Annotated in this window: 15 protein-coding genes and 1 pseudogene; 7 read left to right on the forward strand and 9 right to left on the reverse strand. The window is 72.3% G+C overall.

Annotated features, from left to right (window positions below):
- Positions 1-7 precede the first annotated feature (7 nt).
- Positions 8-2,425 carry a polysaccharide lyase 8 family protein gene (locus tag IE260_RS21740; RefSeq protein ID WP_189874382.1) on the forward strand — a complete coding sequence of 806 codons (2,418 nt, stop codon included), beginning with the start codon at positions 8-10 and terminating at the stop codon, positions 2,423-2,425.
- Between the two features lie 21 nt (positions 2,426-2,446).
- Positions 2,447-4,366, forward strand: coding sequence for a DUF2264 domain-containing protein (locus IE260_RS21745; RefSeq protein WP_189874384.1), 1,920 nt, complete (start codon positions 2,447-2,449; stop codon positions 4,364-4,366).
- A 27-nt stretch (positions 4,367-4,393) separates the two neighbouring features.
- On the opposite strand, the gene IE260_RS21750 is transcribed toward IE260_RS21745, so the two are convergent.
- The 8 genes from IE260_RS21750 to IE260_RS21780 form a co-directional block, all read right to left on the reverse strand.
- A complete protein-coding gene (locus tag IE260_RS21750; RefSeq protein WP_189874386.1) occupies positions 4,394-5,437 on the reverse strand; it encodes an MASE1 domain-containing protein in 1,044 nt (347 codons plus the stop codon).
- Positions 5,438-5,538: 101 nt separating this feature from the next.
- Positions 5,539-6,876: a PP2C family protein-serine/threonine phosphatase gene (locus tag IE260_RS21755; RefSeq protein ID WP_373303377.1), complete on the reverse strand. Its 1,338-nt coding sequence runs from the start codon at positions 6,874-6,876 to the stop codon at positions 5,539-5,541.
- A gap of 247 nt (positions 6,877-7,123) precedes the next feature.
- Positions 7,124-8,359 carry a cytochrome P450 gene (locus IE260_RS21760; RefSeq protein ID WP_189874388.1) on the reverse strand — a complete coding sequence of 412 codons (1,236 nt, stop codon included), beginning with the start codon at positions 8,357-8,359 and terminating at the stop codon, positions 7,124-7,126.
- A gap of 24 nt (positions 8,360-8,383) precedes the next feature.
- Complete coding sequence (locus tag IE260_RS21765) at positions 8,384-9,775, reverse strand: NAD(P)/FAD-dependent oxidoreductase (protein ID WP_189874390.1); 1,392 nt, start codon at positions 9,773-9,775, stop codon at positions 8,384-8,386.
- Entirely contained in the window at positions 9,765-9,992 is a 228-nt protein-coding gene (locus IE260_RS21770) for a ferredoxin (RefSeq protein ID WP_189874392.1), read from the reverse strand. The genes IE260_RS21765 and IE260_RS21770 overlap by 11 nt, the downstream gene beginning before the upstream one ends.
- A gap of 539 nt (positions 9,993-10,531) precedes the next feature.
- A complete protein-coding gene (locus IE260_RS21775; protein ID WP_189874394.1) occupies positions 10,532-10,747 on the reverse strand; it encodes a hypothetical protein in 216 nt (71 codons plus the stop codon).
- Between the two features lie 319 nt (positions 10,748-11,066).
- Positions 11,067-11,309, reverse strand: a complete 243-nt coding sequence (locus IE260_RS41755) for a putative antibiotic biosynthesis monooxygenase (RefSeq protein ID WP_229881014.1) — start codon at positions 11,307-11,309, stop codon at positions 11,067-11,069.
- Positions 11,231-11,626 (reverse strand): antibiotic biosynthesis monooxygenase, encoded by a 396-nt coding sequence (locus tag IE260_RS21780; protein ID WP_229881017.1) that lies wholly within the window; start codon positions 11,624-11,626, stop codon positions 11,231-11,233. The genes IE260_RS41755 and IE260_RS21780 overlap by 79 nt, the downstream gene beginning before the upstream one ends.
- 74 nt (positions 11,627-11,700) lie before the next feature.
- On the opposite strand from IE260_RS21780, the gene IE260_RS21785 reads away from it, so the two are divergent.
- The 3 genes and pseudogenes from IE260_RS21785 (at position 11,701) to IE260_RS21795 (ending at position 15,498) form a co-directional block, all read left to right on the forward strand.
- Positions 11,701-12,225, forward strand: coding sequence for a (2Fe-2S)-binding protein (locus tag IE260_RS21785; protein WP_189874396.1), 525 nt, complete (start codon positions 11,701-11,703; stop codon positions 12,223-12,225).
- A gap of 11 nt (positions 12,226-12,236) precedes the next feature.
- Complete coding sequence (locus IE260_RS21790) at positions 12,237-13,265, forward strand: FAD binding domain-containing protein (protein WP_189874398.1); 1,029 nt, start codon at positions 12,237-12,239, stop codon at positions 13,263-13,265.
- A 104-nt stretch (positions 13,266-13,369) separates the two neighbouring features.
- Positions 13,370-15,498: pseudogene (locus tag IE260_RS21795) on the forward strand (xanthine dehydrogenase family protein molybdopterin-binding subunit).
- A 45-nt stretch (positions 15,499-15,543) separates the two neighbouring features.
- On the opposite strand, the gene IE260_RS21800 reads toward IE260_RS21795, so the two are convergent.
- Positions 15,544-16,614 carry an NAD(+)/NADH kinase gene (locus IE260_RS21800; protein ID WP_189874400.1) on the reverse strand — a complete coding sequence of 357 codons (1,071 nt, stop codon included), beginning with the start codon at positions 16,612-16,614 and terminating at the stop codon, positions 15,544-15,546.
- Positions 16,615-16,962: 348 nt separating this feature from the next.
- On the opposite strand from IE260_RS21800, the gene IE260_RS21805 reads away from it, so the two are divergent.
- Together IE260_RS21805 and IE260_RS21810 are read left to right on the forward strand one after the other, a co-directional pair.
- Positions 16,963-19,068, forward strand: coding sequence for an FUSC family protein (locus IE260_RS21805; protein WP_189874402.1), 2,106 nt, complete (start codon positions 16,963-16,965; stop codon positions 19,066-19,068).
- 129 nt (positions 19,069-19,197) lie between these two features.
- On the forward strand, positions 19,198-20,004 hold the full coding sequence (locus IE260_RS21810) for a YhjD/YihY/BrkB family envelope integrity protein (RefSeq protein WP_189874404.1): 807 nt from the start codon (positions 19,198-19,200) through the stop codon (positions 20,002-20,004).
- Positions 20,005-20,075 lie beyond the last annotated feature (71 nt).

Consider the following 20,075-nt stretch of genomic DNA (forward strand, 5'->3'; position numbering starts at 1 on the left):
GACCCCCATGCGACTCAGCAGACGCTCCCTCCTGGCGGCGACGGCGGCGACAGGAACCGCCGCCCTGGTGACCACGGCGGGCACAGTGCACGCCCGTGCGGCCACCGGGACCGGCGAGGCCGCCGAGGCCGGCGTTCCCGCGCTCCTCGAACGTGCCGAGGCCCTGCTCACCGGCGGCGACCTCGACCCCGCCGACCCCGACTTCGCGGCGGCCGTCGCGGCACTGGACAGCACGGCGAAGGAACACTGGGACACCCTGGACCGCAGTGCCGCACGCACCGCCCTCTGGACCGATCTCGCGCCGTTGGCCGACCCCGGCAACTTCGGCCAGAGCTACACCAGGCTGCGCACCATCGCCACCGCCTGGGCCACCCCCGGCACGTCACTGACGGCGGAAGCCGCCGTCGCCGACGCCCTCGTGGCCGCGCTGCGCTTCACGTACGACACCGCCTACAACCCGGCGCGGCGCGAGACGGGCAACTGGTGGTTCTGGGAGATCGGCGCTCCACGCGCCCTGATGGACAGCGCCGTCCTGCTGCGCGACCGGCTCCCCGCGGCCGACCTGGCGGACTACCTGTCCGTCGTCGACCGGTTCTGCCCCGACGCGGACCGCCGCACCAACTCTCCCACCCTCGCCGAGACCGGGGCCAACCGCGCCGACAAGGCCGTGATCGTCGCGCTCCGCGGCCTGCTCGGCCAGGACACCGCCAAGCTGGCATCGGCCCGGGACGCCCTGTCCGACGTACGCGACTCGGGCCGCAACAGCCTTTTCCGGTACGTCACCTCGGGCGACGGGTTCTACGAGGACGGCTCCTTCGTCCAGCACGGTACGGTCGCGTACACCGGCACGTACGGCGTGGTCCTCCTGAGCGGCATCGCCCACCTCCTCGCGCTGCTGGCCGGTTCCCCGTGGGAGGTCACCGACCCCGAGGTGTCGGTGGTGTACGAGGCCGTCGAGCGGAGTTTCACTCCGGTGATCTTCGAGGGCCTGATGATGGACGCCGTGCGCGGCCGTGCCGTCTCCCGGGAGAGGGCGGGCGACCACCGCGACGGGGCGGCGGCCGTCGCCGCGATCCTGCTGCTGGCGACCGGGGCGCCCGGGGCGTACGCCGCCCGCTGGCGCGCCGTCGCCAAGGGCTGGCTCACACGCAACCGCACCACCCCCTTCGCGCGGCTGGCCACACCGCCCCAACTCGCCCTCGCCAAGGACGTCCTGGACGACGACGGCGTCACGGTGGGGGAGCGCACCACGGGTCTCCACGTCTTCGCCGACATGGACCGAGTGGTGCACCGCCGGCCGCGCTGGGCGTACACGCTCTCGCTCTCCTCGAAGCGCGTCGCGGCGTACGAGGCGGGCAACGGCGAGAACCTGCACGGCTGGTACACCGGCGACGGCATGGCCTATCTCTACGACGCGGACGATCTGACGCAGTTCAACGACGGCTTCTGGCCGACCGTCGACCCCTACCGCCTTCCCGGAACGACCGTCGACACCCGGCAGCGCACCGACCTCGGCACGGGCGGCGGCACGTCCACCTACCGGCCGGCCAACACCGTCGCGGGCGGGGCGGTGCTCCACGCCCGGTACGGGGCCGTCTCCATGGAACTCATCGGCGCGCCCGGCAGCACCTTGCGGGCGAAGAAGTCCTGGTTCCTCATCGACGACGCGGTGGTCTCCCTCGGCGCCGGCATCACCGCCACGGACGGCCGCACCGTCGAGACGGTCGTCGAGAACCGCAGTCTGGGCCGCGACGGCACACGGCGTCTCGTGATCGACGGCGTCCGGCAACCCGACGGACAGGGCTGGTCCGGGCAGTTCGGCCGGGCAGGGTGGGCGCACATCGAGGGCGTCGGAGGCTACGTCTTCCCCGAGACGACCGCACTGCACGCCTTGCGGGAGGAACGCACCGGCACCTGGCGGGCCGTCAACACGGGCGCGGACACCGGCGGTTCCACGACCGCCGTCACCCGGCGCTACCTCACTCTCTGGATCGATCACGGCGTCTCGCCCACCGCGGCGGGGTACGCGCACGTGCTGCTGCCCGGCGCGTCCGCGGCCGTCACCGCCGCCTGGGCCCGCTCCCGTCCGGTACACGTCGTGGCCAACGACGCCGTCGTCCAGGCCGTGGAGGTGCGCCGGCTCGGCCTGACCGCGGCGAACTTCTGGAATGCGGGCACGGCGGCCGGGATCACCTCCTCCGGCCCGGCCTCGGTGCTGGTCCTGCGGCGCGACGACCGGATCTCGGTGGCGGTCTGCGATCCCGGCCGCACCCTGACCACGGTCGCCGTCGAGCTGCCGTTCCGCGTGCGCGCGGTGACCGACGCGGACGACACGGTGAGCGTCACCCCCGGCCGCAGGGGGCGTCTCACCGTCACGGTCGGCGGGTCGCGGGGCCACACCCACCGCGCGGAACTCGTTCCGTAGCCCAGCCCGAGGAGCAGCACCATGTCCGTCGCACCGCACCTGCGTCTGCCACCACCCGACCGGGTCCTGTCCTCACGTACCGGCTGGACCCGCGCCCACTGGGAGGCGACGGCCGACCGGATGCTGGACGCGCTCGTGCCGTACGCGACACCCGGCTTCGCCCAGTACCGGCTGCCGGGCCGGAACAGCTGGTCGGGGGTCGTGTCGGACGGACTCGAAGGGTTCGCCCGGTCGTTCCTGCTCGCGGCGTTCCGGATCGCCGGCGCGGGCGGGGCCGCCGACCCGGCGTTGACCGAGCGGTACGCGGCCGGCCTGGCCGCGGGTACGGACCGGGACGGCAAGGAGGCATGGCCCGCGCTCACAGACTGTTCGCAGCAGATGGTCGAGGCGGCCTCGATCGCGGTCGCGCTGCACGAGACCCGTCCATGGATCTGGGACCGCCTGGACGCCCGGGTGCAGGAACGCGTCGTCGACTGGTTCTCGGGCTTCGTCGGCGGCCGCACGTGGGACAACAACTGGCGCCTCTTCCAGGTGGTGTCGGAGCAGTTCCTCGCCTCGGTGGGCGCCCCGCACAGCCGCCGGGACATCGAGTCCGGCCTCGACCGGATCGAGGACTGGTACCGCGGCGACGGCTGGTACACCGACGGGGACGGCCGGAACTTCGACTACTACATCGGCTGGGCGATGCATCTGTACCCGCTGCTCTGGTCGCGGATCGCGTCCGACGACGGGGGCCGGACGGCCGTGTACAGAGAGCGTCTGAGCAGGTTCCTGGAGGATTACCCGCACTTCTTCGGCGCGGACGGCGCCCCCGTGCACCAGGGGCGCTCCCTGACGTACCGCTTCGCCGCCCTGGCCCCGGTGTGGATGGGAGCGCTGGCGGACTGCACTCCGCTCGCCCCCGGACTCACGCGCCGCCTGGCCTCCGGCACGCTGCGGCACTTCGTCGAGCAGGGGGTGCCGGACGAACGGGGGTTGTTGCCTCTGGGCTGGTACGGCACCTTCCTGCCGGCCACCCAGCCCTACTCCGGACCCGCCTCACCGTACTGGGCGAGCAAGGGCTTCCTCGGGCTGCTGCTCCCGGCGGACCACCCGGTCTGGACGGAGCGGGAGCTGCCCCTCCCCATCGAGGAGTCCGACACCTGCACGGCACTCCCGGCGCCGGGCTGGCTGCTGCAGGGGACCCGGCACGACGGCATCGTCAGGCTGATCAACCACGGCAGCGACCACCAGCCGCCCCAGGGGGAAGACGCCGATCCGGCCGAAGGCGCGGAGGATCCGCACTACACGAAGCTCGCCTACTCGACCGCCACGGCCCCCGAGGCGGCCCCGCACGCGGTGGCGCGGGCCGTCGACAATCACCTGGCACTCCTGTCACCCCACGGCACACCGTCACGGCGGGGACGGATCCACCCCCTGCGCTGCGAGGACCGGATCGCCGCGTCCTGGTACGCGGCCCGGTTCCCGGGCGACGAGCACCGCTACCGCGTCGAGACCACGAGCGTGCTGCACGGCCCGTGGGAGCTCCGCGTCCACCGGATCGAAGCACCTGAAGGGGTGTCGGTGCGGGAGGGCGGGCACGCGGTGGCGCATGCGGAGACCCCTGCCGCACTGACCGGGCGGGGCTGGGCGCTGTCCCGTACGGACGACGGGCTGAGCAGCGCCGTCATCGCACTGTACGGCTGGGGCGAGGACACGGACGCAGGTACCGCGGAGGTGGCCCGGGACGTGCAGTCCAACGCGTTCGGTCCGCGTTCCGCGATCCCGTACCTGCGCCTGGACCGACACCCGGGGGGCCGGAGCACCCACGTGTCCCTGGTGGTGCTCTCCCGCGACACGATCCATCCGCAGGCACTGCGCGACGCGGTCTCCGTGCGGGCGGGTGCCGGACACGCAGCGGTGTCGCTGGCGTTCCTGGACGGTACGACGATCGAGGTGTAGGCATCGGCGGCGGCAGGACCGGGTTGATCACGCCGATCCTCTGGTCCGTCCGAGGTGCCCGGCGCCGCCGCCCTGCTCGTCCTCGTCGTCCTTCCGGCCGTCGCGGTCGGGGAGTGACGGGTGATAGCCGCCTGCGGCGATCGTGGCCACCATGTCGGCGAGATGCCCGCAGGCTCGAGTGATCTCCCGCTGGGACTGGTTGCGCTCGCTGACGGCCGCCGCGACGAGCAGGGCCGTCAGCGAAGAGGAACCGTTGAACGCCTGCAGGACGATCATGTTGGTGAGCAGGTCGGGGGCACTGAACGGGGCCGATCCCCGGCTGGCAGCGATGATCGCGAAGGTCGACACGGCCAGGGCGCAGGGCGCCGCCCCGGCCAGCTGGAAGCGGAAGGCCGCCCAGATCAGCAACGGGAACCCCAGGAACATGAGGGGTGTGTCGCCGGTCTCGACGAGTCCGACGCAGGCAGTGGCCGCGAGCAGCAGCAGTGCCTCCGTCCAACGTGACAGCGGGACGTCCTTCGGCCGGTGTGCCGAACGGAGCACGAACAGGACCGGCGCCACCACCAGTACGCCCATCGCGTCGCCGGTCCACCAGACCGACCACGTCGGCCAGAACTGGTCCGCGCTCAGCACGCCGGCGAGAGCCAGCGTTGCGCTGCCCGTCGTCGCGCTGACCAGCATCCCGGTGAACGCGCCGAGAAATATCAGTGCGAGCGCATCGCGCAATCGGTCCAGCTCGGTACGGAATCCAGCGCGCCGGAGCAGTGCGTACGAGCACAAGGGCGCGAGGGTGTTCCCCGACGCGATCGCGAGTACGGCCGGGATCGACGGCCCGAGGGAGACGTTGACCAGGAGCGCGCCGAGCGCGATCCCTGGCCAGACCCGCGGGCCGCGCAGGAGCAGAGCTGCCAGGGCGATACCGGTCGGTGGCCACAGAGGGGTCACTTGTCCGCGTACCAGTTGCTGAAGCAGCCCCAGCTCGGCTGAGCCGTAGTAGAGCGCGGCGACGACGACGATGTCCAGGGCTGCCCCACCATTGCGACGGAGCCGTTCACGCCGCGACACCGTCATTGGGCGACCTCCGTGTCGATTTTGCCCCGAAATCCATCATCCGCCGGATTCCTTGGATCCTCCACGACATCGTCGAGTCGGTGTTCGGCGCGGGCGCGAGGTCAGGCGCGCGGGCTGCGCAGGGCGAGCACGGCCATGTCGTCGTGACCGTCGCTGGGGTGGTGATCGGCCAGTGCCTGGACGAACTCCTGCAGGGGCAGCGCGGCGTACGCAGTGGCGAGACCGGCGAGCTCGTCGAGGCTCTCGTCGATGGACCGGGCGGGATCTTCGATCAGCCCGTCCGTGAAGAAGACGACGGTGGCGTCCGGGGGCAGGACCCGGGAGTAGTCGGGGCGGGGCTGTTCGGAGTCGACCCCGAGTGGCAGCCCGGGCTCGGCGAAGAGGTATTCCGCTCCGCGTCCAGGGACGATCAGCAGCGGCGGAACGTGGCCGGCGGTGCTCCAGTGGAGGCGCCAGCCCGGTCCGGACGGTTCGATGCGCGCCAGCATGGTGGTGGTGACGGGGTTGTCCGTGATGGCCTGCAGGGTGCGGTCGAGCTGGGCGAGAACCGCGCCGGGCGCACTGCCCCGTTCGTACAGCAGGGCGCGCAGCATGTTCCGGGTGGAGGCCATGGCGGCCGCTGCCTGCAGATCGTGACCGACCACGTCGCCGATGACGACCGCCACGACGTTGCCGGGCAGCGGAATGGCGTCGTACCAGTCCCCGCCGACATGTCTGGGTTCGGCAGCGGGCCGGTAGATGGCTGCGGCGCTGAAAGGGCGCAGGTCGGGCAGCGTCGGCAACAGAAGCCGCTGGAACTGCTCGGCACCGACGCGTACCTGTTCGAACAGGCGGACGTTCTCGATCGCGATGCCCGCGGCGCCGGCCAGTGCGACGACGACGTTCTCGTCGTGGACGTCGAAGGGCCGGCCGTCACGCCGCTCGGAGAGGTAGAGGTCGCCGTAGATCTCGCCGCGGACGCTGATGGCGACACCGAGCAAGGTGTTCAGGCTCGGGTGGCCGGGCGGGAACCCGGCGTAGGCCGGATGGGCGGGAATGCTTTCCAGCCGCAGGGGGCCGGGGTGGCGGATCAGATGTCCCAGGACCCCCAGGCCGCGAGGAAGGCCGATCTCGGTCAGATCGGCACGTTCCTGTTCCGACAGGCCGACGGCGATGAACCGCTCCAGATGGTCGCCGGACGCGTCGAGCACGCCCATCGCCCCGTATCGGGCACCCACCAGGTCCATGGCCGTGGTCACGATACGGTGCAGCACCGCGGGGAGCTCGACCTCCCGGCTGATGGCCACCACCGCGTCCAGCAGGCCCTGCAGCCGGTCCATGGCGTCCAGCATGGCCCGCAACTGCTCGTCGATCCGGCCCAACTCCGCGCGGAGACGTACGTGCAGGTCGGGTATGTGAGGCTGCCTGGGGTGCGCCCCTTCGCCGGGTCCTGCCATCATGAGCACCCGGTGGCTGCATGTCCGGTTCGGGTCACCTTCTGCCGGCGGCCTGTGCTTCGCGTGGACGTCGTCGGGTCCGCCCGCGCATGTGAGCGGTACATTCCGATCTCCTGGCACGCCCCTGATCCATTCACGCCGCAACAGAGCAGGGCGAAACGGTCTGAGTGGTCATGTCCCAAAAAACAGGATGGCATACCCGTGCCGGTCGTGTGACTCGCGGGTTCGGCCCACGGTCGCAGGGCGCTGCCTAGGGGCGGATCCCGTCGCAGGCGATGTGCAGATGCCGCGGCCCGCGCAGCACGGCGTTCTGCCGGTACGGCGGTGGGTCCTCCAGCAGGCGGGGGTTCTCCAGCCTCCGGGCCAGTTCGGACAGGGCGAGCCGGGCCTCCAGCCGGGCGAGCGGTGCGCCGAAGCAGCTGTGGATGCCGCTGCCGAAGCCGAGGTGCTGGATGTCCTTGCGGTCCGGGTCGAAGCGGTCCGGGTTCTCGAACCGCTGGGGGTCGCGGTTGCCGGACGCCAGGACCAGCCAGAGGGAGGCGCCCTTGGGGATGGTGACCCCGCGGACCTCGACGTCGGTGAGGGTGGTGCGCTGCGGGACCAGCTGCACCGGCGGCTCGAAGCGCAGCAGCTCCTCGACGACGGGCACGGCCAGCCGCGGGTCCGCGCGCAGCCGCTCCAGCACGTCGGGGTTGCGCAGCAGGGTCAGCATTCCGTTGGTGACGAGGTTGACGGTGGTCTCATGGCCCGCGATCAGCAGCAGTGCCGCGGTGCTGAGCAGTTCCATCGTGGCCATCGTGCCGTCCGGGCCCTTGGCCGTGGCCAGCTCCGAGAGCATGTCGTCCCCCGGCTTCCTGCGGCGCTCCTCGATCAGCCCGGCCAGGTACATGCCGAGCTGCATCCGGGCGTCGTGCGCGCTCCTGCCCCGCTCGGTGGGATCCGCGTCCGGGTCGGGGTCCAGGCTCGCGGCGATCGTGTCGGCCCAGACGTGGAAGCGCGCCTCGTCCTCGCGCGGCACCCCGAGCAGGCGGCAGATCACCGTCACCGGGAAGGGGTACGCGAACTGGTCCACCAGATCGATCCGTCCCGTGTCGCCGATGTCGCCGATGAGGCCGGAGACGATGCCGTGCAGCTCTCCGCGCATCCCGTCGACCCGGTGGGGGCAGTGGGGCGGGCCGAAGGACCGGTTCGTCATGCGTCGCAGCCGGTCGTGCTCCGGTGGGTCGAGCCGCAGGAAGCTGGGCGGCAGGACGCCCTCCTCCGGGGCCGTCTCGGTCAGCGGATCACCGGTGGTCGAGGCCAGGTTGCGGGCGTCGGAGCTGATCCGGGGATCGTGCAGGAGGCTGCGGACCTCGTAGTAGGTGCTGACGACGTACGGCCCGTCGCCTTCGTGGTGGACCGGCGTCTTCCGCAACTCCTCGTAGATCGGGTACGGGTCGGCACGGTTGGCGAAGTCCAGGATCTGGTGCAGCAGGGATGGCGTCATGGCGAGTCCTCGTGGCCGTGCGGGTCAGTGCGCGGGGGTGAAGGTCATCCGGCGGTCGGCCGGCGAGTATCCGCTGAGGGTCACCGTGGGACCGTGGCTGGGGACCGACGGGTCGGGGAAGCCCGCGTCGACCGGCCGCTGCCCTTCCGCGCGCCGGTCGACCGTGGGGAACTGGGGCGGGAACGGCGCGGTTCTCTCGATCAGCTCCTGGTAGAACGGCAGCCACCGGGCGTTGTCGAAGGCGACGGCGCCGATGACGCGTCCCTGGTACCCGTAGACGGCGATGAACCGGTGCTCCTCCAGCGATCCCTGTGTGATGAGGACCTGCGTCCCCAGCGACGGCACCCCGACCGACTTGATGTTGACTCCGAACTGCGAGGACCAGAAGGCCGGCACCTCCATGTGGGGGAGGCGGTCGGTGCTCTCGCTGAGCATGTTGTGCGCCGCGATCCCGGCCTGGGAGACGGCGTTGCCCCAGTGCTCCAGGGACAGGAACTGGTAGCCGAACAGGGGGTGGGGGCAGCGGGCCACGTCGCCGGCCGCGTAGATGTCGTCGGTCACGATCCCGCGGAAGTCGAAGGCGCGGCAGCCGGCGTCGCAGGCGATGCCGCGAGGGCCGGCCCCGAGACCGGAACCGGCGAGCCATTCGGTGTTGCGCGTGGCGCCCAGGGAGACGATGACCACCTCGGCCTCCACCGTGGAGCCGTCGGACAGATGCGCGGCCCGGACCCGTCCCGAGGCATCGCCCTCCAGAGCGGTCACCATGACCCCGCACCGCAGGTCCACACCGTGCTCGCGCTGCAGCTCGGCTGCGACCGCGCCGACCACCCCGCCGAGCGCACCGACCAGGGGCGCCGCGCCGCGCTCGGCGACGGTGACGGCGAGGCCGCGTTCGCGGCAGGCCGAGGCGATCTCCGATCCGGTGAACCCGGCCCCGATGACCAGGACCCGCTTCGGCCCCTCGGCCAGCCGCCGCGCCAGCGCGGCGCCGTCGTCGCGGGTCCGCAGTACGAAGACGCCGTCGAGTTCCGCCTCCTCCTCGCGCGGCCACGGTCGCGCCCGCACGCCCGTGGCGATCAGCAGCCGGTCGTACGGCACCTCGTCGCCGTCGCCCAGCCGCACCCGTCTGGCGGCCATGTCCAGGCCGGTGGCCGGGACGCCGAGCCGCCAGGTCGCGTCGACGGATCGGCGCCTGGGCAGGGCGGTGCGGTCGGCGGTCGCCCGGCCCAGCAGCACCTGTTTGGAGAGCGGGGGCCGGTCGTACGGCTCGTGGGGCTCGTCGCCGATCATCGTCAGGGAGCCCGCGAAGCCCTTGTCACGCAGGGTCTCCGCAGCCCGCAGGCCGGCCAGCGAGGCGCCCACGACGACGATGCGGCCCTCGCGCCTGAACCGTTCCAGGAATCCGTCACCGATCACCGGACACCGCCTCGGACGGTGCGTCCACCACGTCGACAAGGATGGCCTGGACGGGGCAGGCCGCGGTGGCCTGCGCCAGCTTCTCGCGCTGTGCCTCGTCGGCCTCCGGGGCGTACAGCAGTACCTCCTCGCCGTGGAGGGTGAAGACCTCGGGGGCGAGGAAAGCGCACTGCGCGTACCCCTGGCAGCGGTTCAGGTCGACGGCGATCCTTACCAAGGGATCCGTCCTCTCCTATGGCTCGGTCAACTCCCTCGGACCACCCTCGGTCGCCGGGGGGAATCAGGCGACGAGGAGAAGACCGTTCGGGTGAGCGGCGCGGCCGGCTCAGGTCGGTCCGGGAGTACGTCCTGTCATCACCGTGCCGGCGGTGACCCGGCGGCCGCGGTGCCACGGCGGACGCGTGACCGGCAGGGCCCGCCGATCCGGTGCCGACCGCTCGACGAGGCCGTCCTCGACGACCACCGGCAGACCTGGCCTGCGCGGAACCCGACCGAGACTCGGGGGACCACTGCCCTGGTTTCCGAGCCCGCCACGCCGTACGCCGCACCGGCGCGCGCCGACCGTCTGTCGCCGGCGATCCGGCCCGCCGAAGGCTCGCAGCCGCAACTCGCCGCACTCGGCGCCGCCCTGCGCCCGTGCCCCGGCCGGAGTGAGGCGGTCGTGGCAGGCCGTGGCCCTGGCCGGAAGCCTGTCGACGCCGAGCCGCCGACCACGGCACGGCTGTCCCTCTCCACCGGTGACCGCCAGGACGTCCGTCAGCCGGTCCCGCGGTCCAGGACCCGGCGTGCGGCCTCGGCCTCGGCCGCGGGCGGGGACAACTCGTCGAGGGTGTCGAGCTCGGCGTCCGCCTCCAGTTCCTGTTCCCAGGCCTGCGCGAGCCGTTCCTGTTCCTCGCGCGGCTTCGCGGCGACGGCCTTGCGGTGATCCGGGTCCAGGGCCGTCAGGAATCGTCCGACCGGGTCCGTCGGCATGCTGAGCTCCTTGTCGCCGTGAAAGGTGCCGCTTTCCAGGCCCAGCATGGCCAACGGGGACGACACCGACCGCCCGACACGGCCGTAGACCACCCTGATGGCCCGCTCGCTCACGCCCCATGAGCCGCCGCGCGAACTCGGGCTCCACCACACGAGCGGAGCGGGCCGTTGGGCGCCCGCCCGGTCACGGCGGTGTGCCGGGGTTCTGCGAGCGTGACGGCGCCGCAGGGACTCCACGTGATGCCCTGTCAGTGGGGCCCTGCAGCACGCGGACAGGGCACGGGCCGGCCCGCTCACCGCAGGGCCCGCCCCCGCCCCGTCAGGAGCCGGGGTAGAGCCACCACCGCAGCACCCGGCTGACGAACGGCATGACCGCGTACGTGAGCAGCGGTGCGAGGACGATCGGGAAGACGAGGGTGCGCAGCGGCAGCGGCCAGGTGCGGAAGTACTCCGCGACCAGCCCGTCGTAGAGCAGCGCGAAGGTTAGACCGCGACGATGGTCACCAGGGACATCTTCCAGCGCGCCGGTGGCCGGGCCGCGCCGTTGGGGACGTCGAACCACGTCTCCAGACCGGTGGTGGTCAGCCTCGGGTGGGCGGAGTGGCCGAAGGGTCTCACGCGGGCCTGCCAGGCGGCCCGCTGGGGCGAGGTCGTCCAGTGCTCCAGGCTCCGGGTGTCCGAGAAGCGGACCACCGCGTGGTATCGGTGGCTGTCGCCCTCGGGACGCAGCCAGGTGACTCCCCGGTGTCCCGTGAACACGGCCGCCTCGGCCTCGATCCCGTGAGCCCAGTGCTCGAACTCCGGCTCCCTGCCCGGCACCACCTCCCAGGTGTGGACGACGGTCAACGCTTCTCGGGCTCGAGGCACACTCCGGCTCATGCCGCAAATCCAACGGTTGCACCCGTTATGGGGCCGTATGAGAATAGACAGTGCCCTTTCCCTGGAGGTGTGCCATGTCCGCTCCCGGCCCCACCGTCACCCAACGAGGGGCAGTACTGGCGGAACGGGGCCCCGGCCCGGTTCGGGTCAGGCTGTCGGTCAACGGTGCCGAGCACACCCTGGACATCGAACCACGTGTCAGCCTGCTGGACGCCCTCCGTGAGCGCCTCGACCTCACAGGCGCGAAGAAGGGTTGTGACCAGGGCACCTGCGGGGCGTGCACCGTGTGGGTCGACGGACGACGAGCGCTGGCCTGTCTCACTCTCGCCATCAGCTGCGAAGGCCGCGAGGTCACGACCGTCGAAGGCCTGGCCGAGGAGGGCGAACTGCACGAGATGCAACGCGCTTTCATCGCTGAGGACGCCTTCCAGTGCGGCTACTGCACCCCCGGCCAGATCATGTCCGCCGTGGCGCTCATCGAGGAGGGGCACGCCGGGGACGACGCCGAGATCAAGGAGTGGATGAGCGGCAACATCTGCCGCTGCGCCGCCTACCCCAACATCCGGGCTGCGATACGCGCCGTCCGCGACCACACATAGGGAGGACCGCCGTGCGGCCCATCACCTACGTCCGCGCGACCGACACGGCGACCGCCGTCACCGCCGTGAGCAGCGACCCCACCAGCGACTTCCTGGCCGGCGGCACCACCGAGGTCGACCTGCTCCGGCAGAACGTGATGAACCCGCGCCGGCTGGTCGACATCAACGACCTCCCGCTGACCGGCATCGTAGGCACCCCGGAAGGCGGCGTGCGGATCGGCGCACTGGCCCGGATGAGCGATGTCGCCGCCGCCCCCGTCGTACGCGAGCGATTCCCGCTGATCGCCCAGGCCCTGGAACTGGGAGCGTCACCGCAGCTGCGCAACATGGCTTCCATGGGAGGCAACCTCCTGCAGCGCGTGCGCTGTTCGTACTTCCGTGACGCGGAATCACCGTGCAACAAGCGCGAACCCGGCACCGGCTGCTCGGCCGTCGAGGGCTTCAGCCGCGGTCATGCGGTGCTCGGCACCAGTGAGCACTGCATCGCCACCCACCCCTCCGACGTGGCCGTGGCCCTCGTCGCGCTGGACGCGCGGGTACACACCCTGGGCCCGAAAGGCGAACGGTCCTACGCCATCGACGACTTCTTCCTCCTCCCCGGTGACGCCCCCCACCGTGAGCACCCCATGGAGCACGGTGAGCTGATCACCGAGATCGAGGTGCCCGCCACCCCCATCGCCCGGCACTCCCTCTATCTGAAGGTCCGGGACCGCGCGTCCTACGAGTTCGCGCTCGTCTCGGTGGCAGCCGCACTCTCCGTCATGGACGGCGTGATCGCGGACGTACGGATGGCCCTGGGCGGGGTGGCCACCAAACCCTGGCGGGCCAGGCGGGCCGAGGACTTCCTGATCGGGGCGGCCACGCAGAGGAACGATTTCGCCATGGCCGCCCGTGTGGAGATGGCCGACGCCCGGCCGACCGCCATGAACGCCTTCAAGGTGGAACTCGCGCAGCGCGCCGTCGTCCGTGCCCTCGACATGCTCTGCGACGGAAACGAAACCGGGGCCGCACCCGGGTCCGGAAGCGGGAGCCCGACATGACCACGATCACCCCCTCCGCCGTCGGACAGCCGCTCGACCGCGTCGACGGCCGCCCCAAGGTCACCGGGAGCGCCCGCTACTCCGCCGAGATCCCCATCCCGGACATGGCGTACGCGTACGTGGTCGGCTCCCGCATCGCCGCCGGACGGGTCACCGAGATCGACCCGAGTGCCGCGCTGGAGGAGGACGGCGTACTGGCGGTCCTCACGCACCGGAACCTGCCGGGAATCGCGGAGCAGCCTCCGCTCGTCCCCTCGCTCGCCGGCACGGCGGCACCTGGGCAGACGTTCTTCCCGATGCAGGACGACACCGTCCACTACGCCGGCCAGCCGATCGCGATCGTCGTGGCCGACACCTGGGAACGGGCCCAGCACGCGGGGCGGCTGCTGCGCGTGTCCTACGAGGAGACCACCCCGGTGACCACCCTCGACCAGGGCCGGGACCGGGCCTACGAACCCGCGAGAATCTTCGGCGGCTGGATACCGGGGCACATGGAGCGCGGAGACGTGGAGGCCGGACTGAGGGAAGCGGACGTCCGGGTGGAAGGGACGTACACCTACGCGGCCAACAACCACAATCCGATCGAGCCGTCCTCCACCACGGCCCAGTGGGACGGAGACGACCTGCTGCTGTACGACGGCACCCAGGGCGTCAACGCCACACAGATGACCGTCTCCCGGCTGCTCGGCGTCCCGATGTCGCAGATCCGGGTCATCGCCCACTACGTCGGCGGCAGCTTCGGCTGCAAGGCGATGGTCCACGCCCACTCCTCGCTCGCCGCCATGGCGGCCCGCGAGACCGGCAGGCCCGTCAAACTCGCGCTCACCCGCGAGCAGATGTTCACCTCCGTCGGCCACCGCGAGGAGCAGGAGCAGCACGTGACCCTCGGCGCGACGCGCGAGGGCCTGCTCACCGCCGTCCGGCACCACAAACTCTCCCCGACCTCCCACTTCGACGACTGGGCCGAACCCTCCGTCGGCACCTCGTCGCAGATCTACGCCTGCCCCAACTACGAGGGTTCCTACCGGTTGTTCCGGGCCAACACCATGACCCCCACGTTCATGAGGGCACCGGGCGAGGCCAGCGGCATGCACGCCCTCGAGTGCTCCATGGACGAACTCGCCCACGCCCTCGGCCTGGACCCCATCGAGCTGAGGTTGCGCAACCACACGGACGTCGACGCCATGTCGGGCTTCCCCTGGTCCAGCAGCGGGCTGCGGGAGTGCTACGAGCGCGGCGCCCGGCGCTTCGGCTGGGCCGGGCGGGACCCACGTCCGGGCACGCGCCGTGAGGGCAACTGGCTGATCGGCACCGGCATGGCCACCGCCAGTTACCCGGTCGCCCCGCTCGCCAACCCGCAGCGCGCCCGCGCGCGGATCTACGCCGACGGGACCGCGGTCGTCCAGGCCGCCACCCCCGACTTCGGCACCGGCGTCGCCACGGTGATGACGCAGGTGGCCGCGGACGCTCTCGGCATGCGAGTGGACCGCTGCCGCTTCGAGAACGGAGACACCGACCTGCCCAACATCGCCCCGCGGTGGGCTCCGCGGGCTCCGGCATGATCAGCGCGGCGGTGCACAACACCGCCACCGCTCTGCGGCGGCAGCTCATCGACAGGGCCGTCGGGGACCCCGGTTCCCCGCTGCACGGCGCGGACCCGGCCGACGTCGTCGTACATGACGGCGTCATGACGGCCGGAACGGCGTCCGAGGCGTACACCGATCTGCTGCGGCGCAACTTCCTGCCGGACGCCGAGGCTTCGGGCCAGTGGGACCCGCCGGCCCACGACATCCCCTACGGGACGATGACCTTCGGCGCCCAGTTCGCCGAGGTCGCCGTGGATGCGGAACTGGGCGTGGTCCGGGTACGGCGCATGACCGGTGCCTTCGCACCCGGCCGGGTGCTCAACGCCAAGACCGCCCGCAGCCAGCTGATGGGCGGCATGCTGTGGGGCCTGGGCCAGGCGCTCCTCGAAGCCAACCACATGGATCCGGACACCGGACGCTGGGTCAGCTCGGGCCTCGGCGAGTACCTCGTCGCCGTCAACGCGGACGCTCCGGACGTGGACGTCGAGCTCATCGAGGTCGAGGACGGCATCGTCAACCCCTTGGGCGTGAAGGGGGTCGGCGAGATCGGCCAGGTGGGCGTGGCGGCCGCGATCGCCAACGCCGTTCATCACGCCACCGGGCGCCGGGTCCGCAAGCTGCCGATCACGATCGAGGACCTGCTCTGACCGAAGGTCCGGGCGAGCCGCGCAGCGGCGCCGGGGACACCGTGCCTACTCGAGACGCCCGAGGCTGGGCCGTTCGGGCATGGCGAGGTGCGCGAGGTCTCCCGGTGGAGGGGTCGTGACGGGCCAGAGCGGGGCGGGGGTGCCGTCCGCGATGGCGGCGGGCGCGTCGGTGAGGTTCATGCGTTCGCGCAGCCGGCCGTAGAAGTCCATCGGGCCCAGGCGCACGGCGCGGAGTCTGCGGGGTGCGGCGTACACCCCGATCCAGTCGCCCGGATAGAGGACGCCGCGGACTTGGCCGTCGATGCTGACGGCGGCTTGGCCCGAGCGTTCCAGGATGCGCAGTCCGACGGGTTCGTCGGGGGCGGCCACGACGGAGCGGTTGAACGTCATGTGGGGTGCAACCGGTGTGAAGATCACGGCGTCGGCTCTCGGCGAGACCACGGGTCCGCCGGCCGCGAAGCTGTAGGCGGTCGAACCGGTGGGCGTGGCGACCAGCAGGGCGTCGGCGGAGTAGGAGGCCAGCAGGCGGCCGGCGAGGTAGACACCGACCGACACCTGCCGGTCCCTGACCAGCTTTTCCAGCACCACGTCGTTCAGCGCCGACACGTCCAGGGCGATGCCCCATTCGCCGCCGGCCTCACACTCGGGGCGCACGCGCGGCGGCGGCAGGAGAGGTCCTCGCCCGTAGCGCATGAGCGCCTCCATGTCCGAGGGCACGACCAGGCGACGCGAGGCGCGCATGTTGAGCAGCATGCGCTGCTCGACCTCGAGCCGGCCCTCGCCCACGGCGTCCAGCGCCGAGCGCACTTCCGCGGCCGGGACCTCCGTCAGGAAGCCCACCCGGCCGAGATCCACCCCGAGGACCAGGGCGTCGACGGCGGAGGCGAGCCGGGCACCGCGCAGGAACGTGCCGTCACCGCCGAGGGTGACGATGAGGTCGGGGTCGCCCGCCTCGGCCATCTCCTGACGGGCGCTGTGCCGTCCGCCCTCGTTCCACACGTCGATGTCCCGGCACGGAACGGAGTGTGCGGCACACCAGGACCTGACGACGTGTGCGGCCTCCGCTGCCTCCGGACGCCCGCCGTGCACCACCAGGCCGATGCGACTCACCGACACGACTGCCTCCGAAGAACTCCGTCCGGCGCCCCCGTCCGTGGGGGCGGACACCGGGGGTGAACCGACGTGTGCCATCCTCGCCACGCCCCGGCCGGCGTTCCCGCCCGCCACGCCGCCGGCGCACGACCTCCGCCTTTTCGGGCGCTCCGGTCCTCCCTTCCCATGAGTGCCCCCTGAGCGTCACGACGCCGTGGCAGAGGGCGGGCGCCGCCGCGTAGGGCCGTCCGGGCGGGGCCCGGCGTCGTGTCCTCGTGGCCCGACGCCGGAATGCCTCGACAATGGACACCGGGGGCGGTGAGGACCGTGTCCGAGGCGTCGGGGGGGGGAGCGCCGAGCTGAGGAGTTGACGTGCCCGAGCGGCCATCGTTCGCCGGCTCCGTGAAGGCCGTGCGGCGCGCCGTCCGCGTGGCCCTGGCGGCGGCCGCGGGTTTCTACCCGGCGGTCCACCTGCTGGACCTTCCCTCCGCCGCGGTGTACGCCCTGTTCGCCCCCATCGCCCTCGGCATCCTCTCGCCGCTGTCCGGATCCCCACGTCGCCGCGCCGGCACCGTCCTGTCCGCACTGCCCGCCGCCGCGGCGCTGACCGCGCTCGGCACCGTCCTCGCCGCGGCCACCGCACCCGCCGTCGCCGGGATGCTCCTGGTCGGCTTCGTGCTGACCTTCGGCGCGGCCGTGGGACCGAGGATCGCGGGAGTGGCGCCCGGGCTCCAGTTGTTCTACATCCTGGCCTGCTTTCCTCCCTACGCGCCCGACACTCTGCCCCAGCGTCTCACCGGCCTGGTCGCCGGCTGCGTACTGCTGTCCCTGTGCGAGCTGCTGGTGCTGCCGGAGCCCCGGCCGCCGGCCTACCGCGACCGGGTCGCCGACGCTCTGGACCTCGCCGCACGCTCCTCCTCCGCGTCGGCCGGCGTCGCCGGCCCCCCGAGCGACCTGCCCCAGCGGCTGCGCGCCGCCGGCCAGGGTCTCCGGTTCTCCCTGCAGGCACCGGGCACCGCACCGACCGGGGCAGGACGTACGGACCGGGCCATGACCCAGGCCGCGGCCTCCACACGGCGTCTGTTGGACCAGTTGGCCGCCCTCTGCGCACACACCGAGCCACCCGGCCGGGACCTGCCCTCGCAGGCTCTCCTGCGGGGCATCGCCACCTCCTGTACGGAGGCGGCAGAGGCCCTGCGCGGCGCGCGCCGCCCCACGGGACCCGGGCTGCTGCTGGAGATGACCGCGGAGTTCCTGGCGCTGCGCGGGCGAGGGACGGCGGAGGGCACGGCGCCCGGCCACCACGTGCTGCGCACACGGTCGGCGGTACTGGCCGCAGCCGCGTCGGCCATGACGGCGTCCGCCGCCGTCGCCGTGGCCCGCGGTGGCGCACGGTGGGTGCCGGGACTGCCCCGGGACCAGTTCTGGTACGCCGAACCGTCGCCGGCCCGGCTCTGGCTGGTGCGGCTGTCCGGCAACCTCACCCTGCGTTCCGTGGTCCTGCAGAACGCCGTGCGGACCGCGCTCGGTCTCGCGGTCGCCCGCCTGGTGGCCGGCTCGCTGGACCTGGCGCACGGGTTCTGGGTGCTCCTGGCGGTCCTGACCCTGGGCCGCACCACAGCCGTCGCCACCTGGACGGTCGTCCGCTCGGCGGCGGTGGGCACGCTGGCGGGCGCGGTGGCGGCCGGTCTGCTGCTCACCGGGGCCGGTGACGCCACCGACGTCTACGCGTACCTGCTCGTGCCGCTGATGGTGGTGGCGTTCACCGTCGGACCGCTGGGTGGTCCGGCCTGGGCACAGGGGACGTTCACGCTCGTCGTCTCCACCGCGTTCGCCCAGCTCGCCCCCGAGTCCTGGCGGCTCGCCGAGGTCCGCGTGATCGACGTGCTGACCGGCAGCGCCATCGGTCTGCTGTGCGGCCTGCTGGCCTGGCCCGCGGGTGCCCGGGCCGAGGTCCGCAGGAGCATCGCCGAACTGCTGCGGGCCGTGGCCCCCCTCATCCCGCTCACCGTCGCCGCCGCTCTGGCCCCCGAGGACCCCGAACTGAGGCACCGGGTGGGGGAGAAGAGCGTGTGGCTGATCAGGCACCGGCTGCGTATCGCAGAGGCGGCGTACGCGCAGTTCCGCATGGAGCCCTCCCCGAGGCGCGGCGGGGGCTCCCGGGACTGGCTGGCCGCGCTGAACTGCGCCGTCCACGTGCTCGTCGGCGCACACTGGCTGCCCCAGGAACGCACGCCGTACGCGGTACCGCAGGAAGCGTTGCGATGGGCCCGGGATGCTGCGGAGCGCCTGGCGGCCACCACGGCGGACGTGGCGGACTTCCCGCCGGACGGTGCACAGGCCCACGCCGCGCCCCTGCCGGCCGCCACCGCGTCCGCCGTCCCGGCCGAGACCCTGCCCTACCTGGTCGACGTGGAGGTCTGGTTCCGCACCGTCGCCGCGGACCTGACGGCAGCGGGGGCGCCTCCGCCACGGTGACGGTCACACCGTCAGACCCTGGCGGGCGCAGCTCGACGGGTTGCGGAGGTGTGGTGCCGCGGACTGCTGTCCGTACGCTGTCCCTTTCCTGCCGCGACACCACCGGCCGACCGGGGTTCACTTCATTGCATGAGCGATGGCAGGAACGCAACCGGCCGGCGCAGGCACACGCAACGGTGGCGTGTGGCCCACCGGTGGCGGGCCGCGTCCCGTCGCCTCGAGGAGAGCGGGGCGGGCCGGCTGTGGGACCGGCTCTCGGCGGTCGACTTCTTCGGGCACTCCTTCCAGCTGGCTTCGCTCGCGTTCCTGTGCTTCTTCCCGTTCCTGATCATCATCACCGCGGCGGCGGGCCGTGATGCGGCCGAGGTCGTCGCCGGCTGGCTGGGGCTGGACCAGCAGGCGGCGCGGGCCGTGGCATCACTGTTCGCCCCCGCGACAAGCTCGTACAGCCTCACAGTGACCAGCGTCGTCCTGCTCCTGCTCGGAGCCATGGCCGTGGCCGGCACCCTCCAGAGCTGGTACCGGATCTTGTTCGACGTCCGCGAAGGCGGCTGGCGGAAGACCGCGGCCCGGCTCGTCTGGCTCGCCGGACTGCTCGCCTACGCCGCCGCGCAGGCCGCGTTCGGCAGGGTGCTCGATGGGTGGCTGCTGCTCGGCCTGACCGGCTTCCTCTGGGCGGTCGTCTTCTGGTGGGCGAGCATGTACGTACTGCTCGCCGGAGCGGTGGCGTGGCGCGCCCTCTTCCCTCCAGCCCTGGTCACCAGCGTGTGCTGGACCGGCCTCGGGCTGTTCTCCGCACGCTACTTCTCCGCAGCGATCGTGGAGAACGAACAGACGTACGGCCCCGTCGGCGTCGTGATGGTCATCCTGTCGTGGCTGGTGGCGGTCGGAGTGGTCATCCACCTGGGGGCCGTCGTGGGCCGTGCGATGCACTGAGCCGACCGACCACACACGGCACGCCTGCCAAGGACGGGCCGGGCGGGCCGCGACAGCGGCGACCGGGGACC

The sequence above is a fragment of the Streptomyces viridiviolaceus genome (assembly GCF_014650995.1).
In the GTDB taxonomy this organism is placed as follows: Bacteria; Actinomycetota; Actinomycetes; order Streptomycetales; family Streptomycetaceae; genus Streptomyces; species Streptomyces viridiviolaceus.

Excerpts from the sequence above, each read along its gene's own strand:
- IE260_RS21740 (WP_189874382.1), top strand. The coding sequence starts at position 8 with ATGCGACTCAGCAGACGCTCCCTCCTGGCGGCGACGGCGGCGACAGGA.
- IE260_RS21745 (WP_189874384.1), top strand. The coding sequence starts at position 2,447 with ATGTCCGTCGCACCGCACCTGCGTCTGCCACCACCCGACCGGGTCCTG.
- IE260_RS21750 (WP_189874386.1), bottom strand. The coding sequence starts at position 5,437 with ATGACGGTGTCGCGGCGTGAACGGCTCCGTCGCAATGGTGGGGCAGCC.
- IE260_RS21755 (WP_373303377.1), bottom strand. The coding sequence starts at position 6,876 with ATGATGGCAGGACCCGGCGAAGGGGCGCACCCCAGGCAGCCTCACATA.
- IE260_RS21760 (WP_189874388.1), bottom strand. The coding sequence starts at position 8,359 with ATGACGCCATCCCTGCTGCACCAGATCCTGGACTTCGCCAACCGTGCC.
- IE260_RS21775 (WP_189874394.1), bottom strand. The coding sequence starts at position 10,747 with ATGCCGACGGACCCGGTCGGACGATTCCTGACGGCCCTGGACCCGGAT.
- IE260_RS21780 (WP_229881017.1), bottom strand. The coding sequence starts at position 11,626 with ATGAGCCGGAGTGTGCCTCGAGCCCGAGAAGCGTTGACCGTCGTCCAC.
- IE260_RS21785 (WP_189874396.1), top strand. The coding sequence starts at position 11,701 with ATGTCCGCTCCCGGCCCCACCGTCACCCAACGAGGGGCAGTACTGGCG.
- IE260_RS21810 (WP_189874404.1), top strand. The coding sequence starts at position 19,198 with ATGAGCGATGGCAGGAACGCAACCGGCCGGCGCAGGCACACGCAACGG.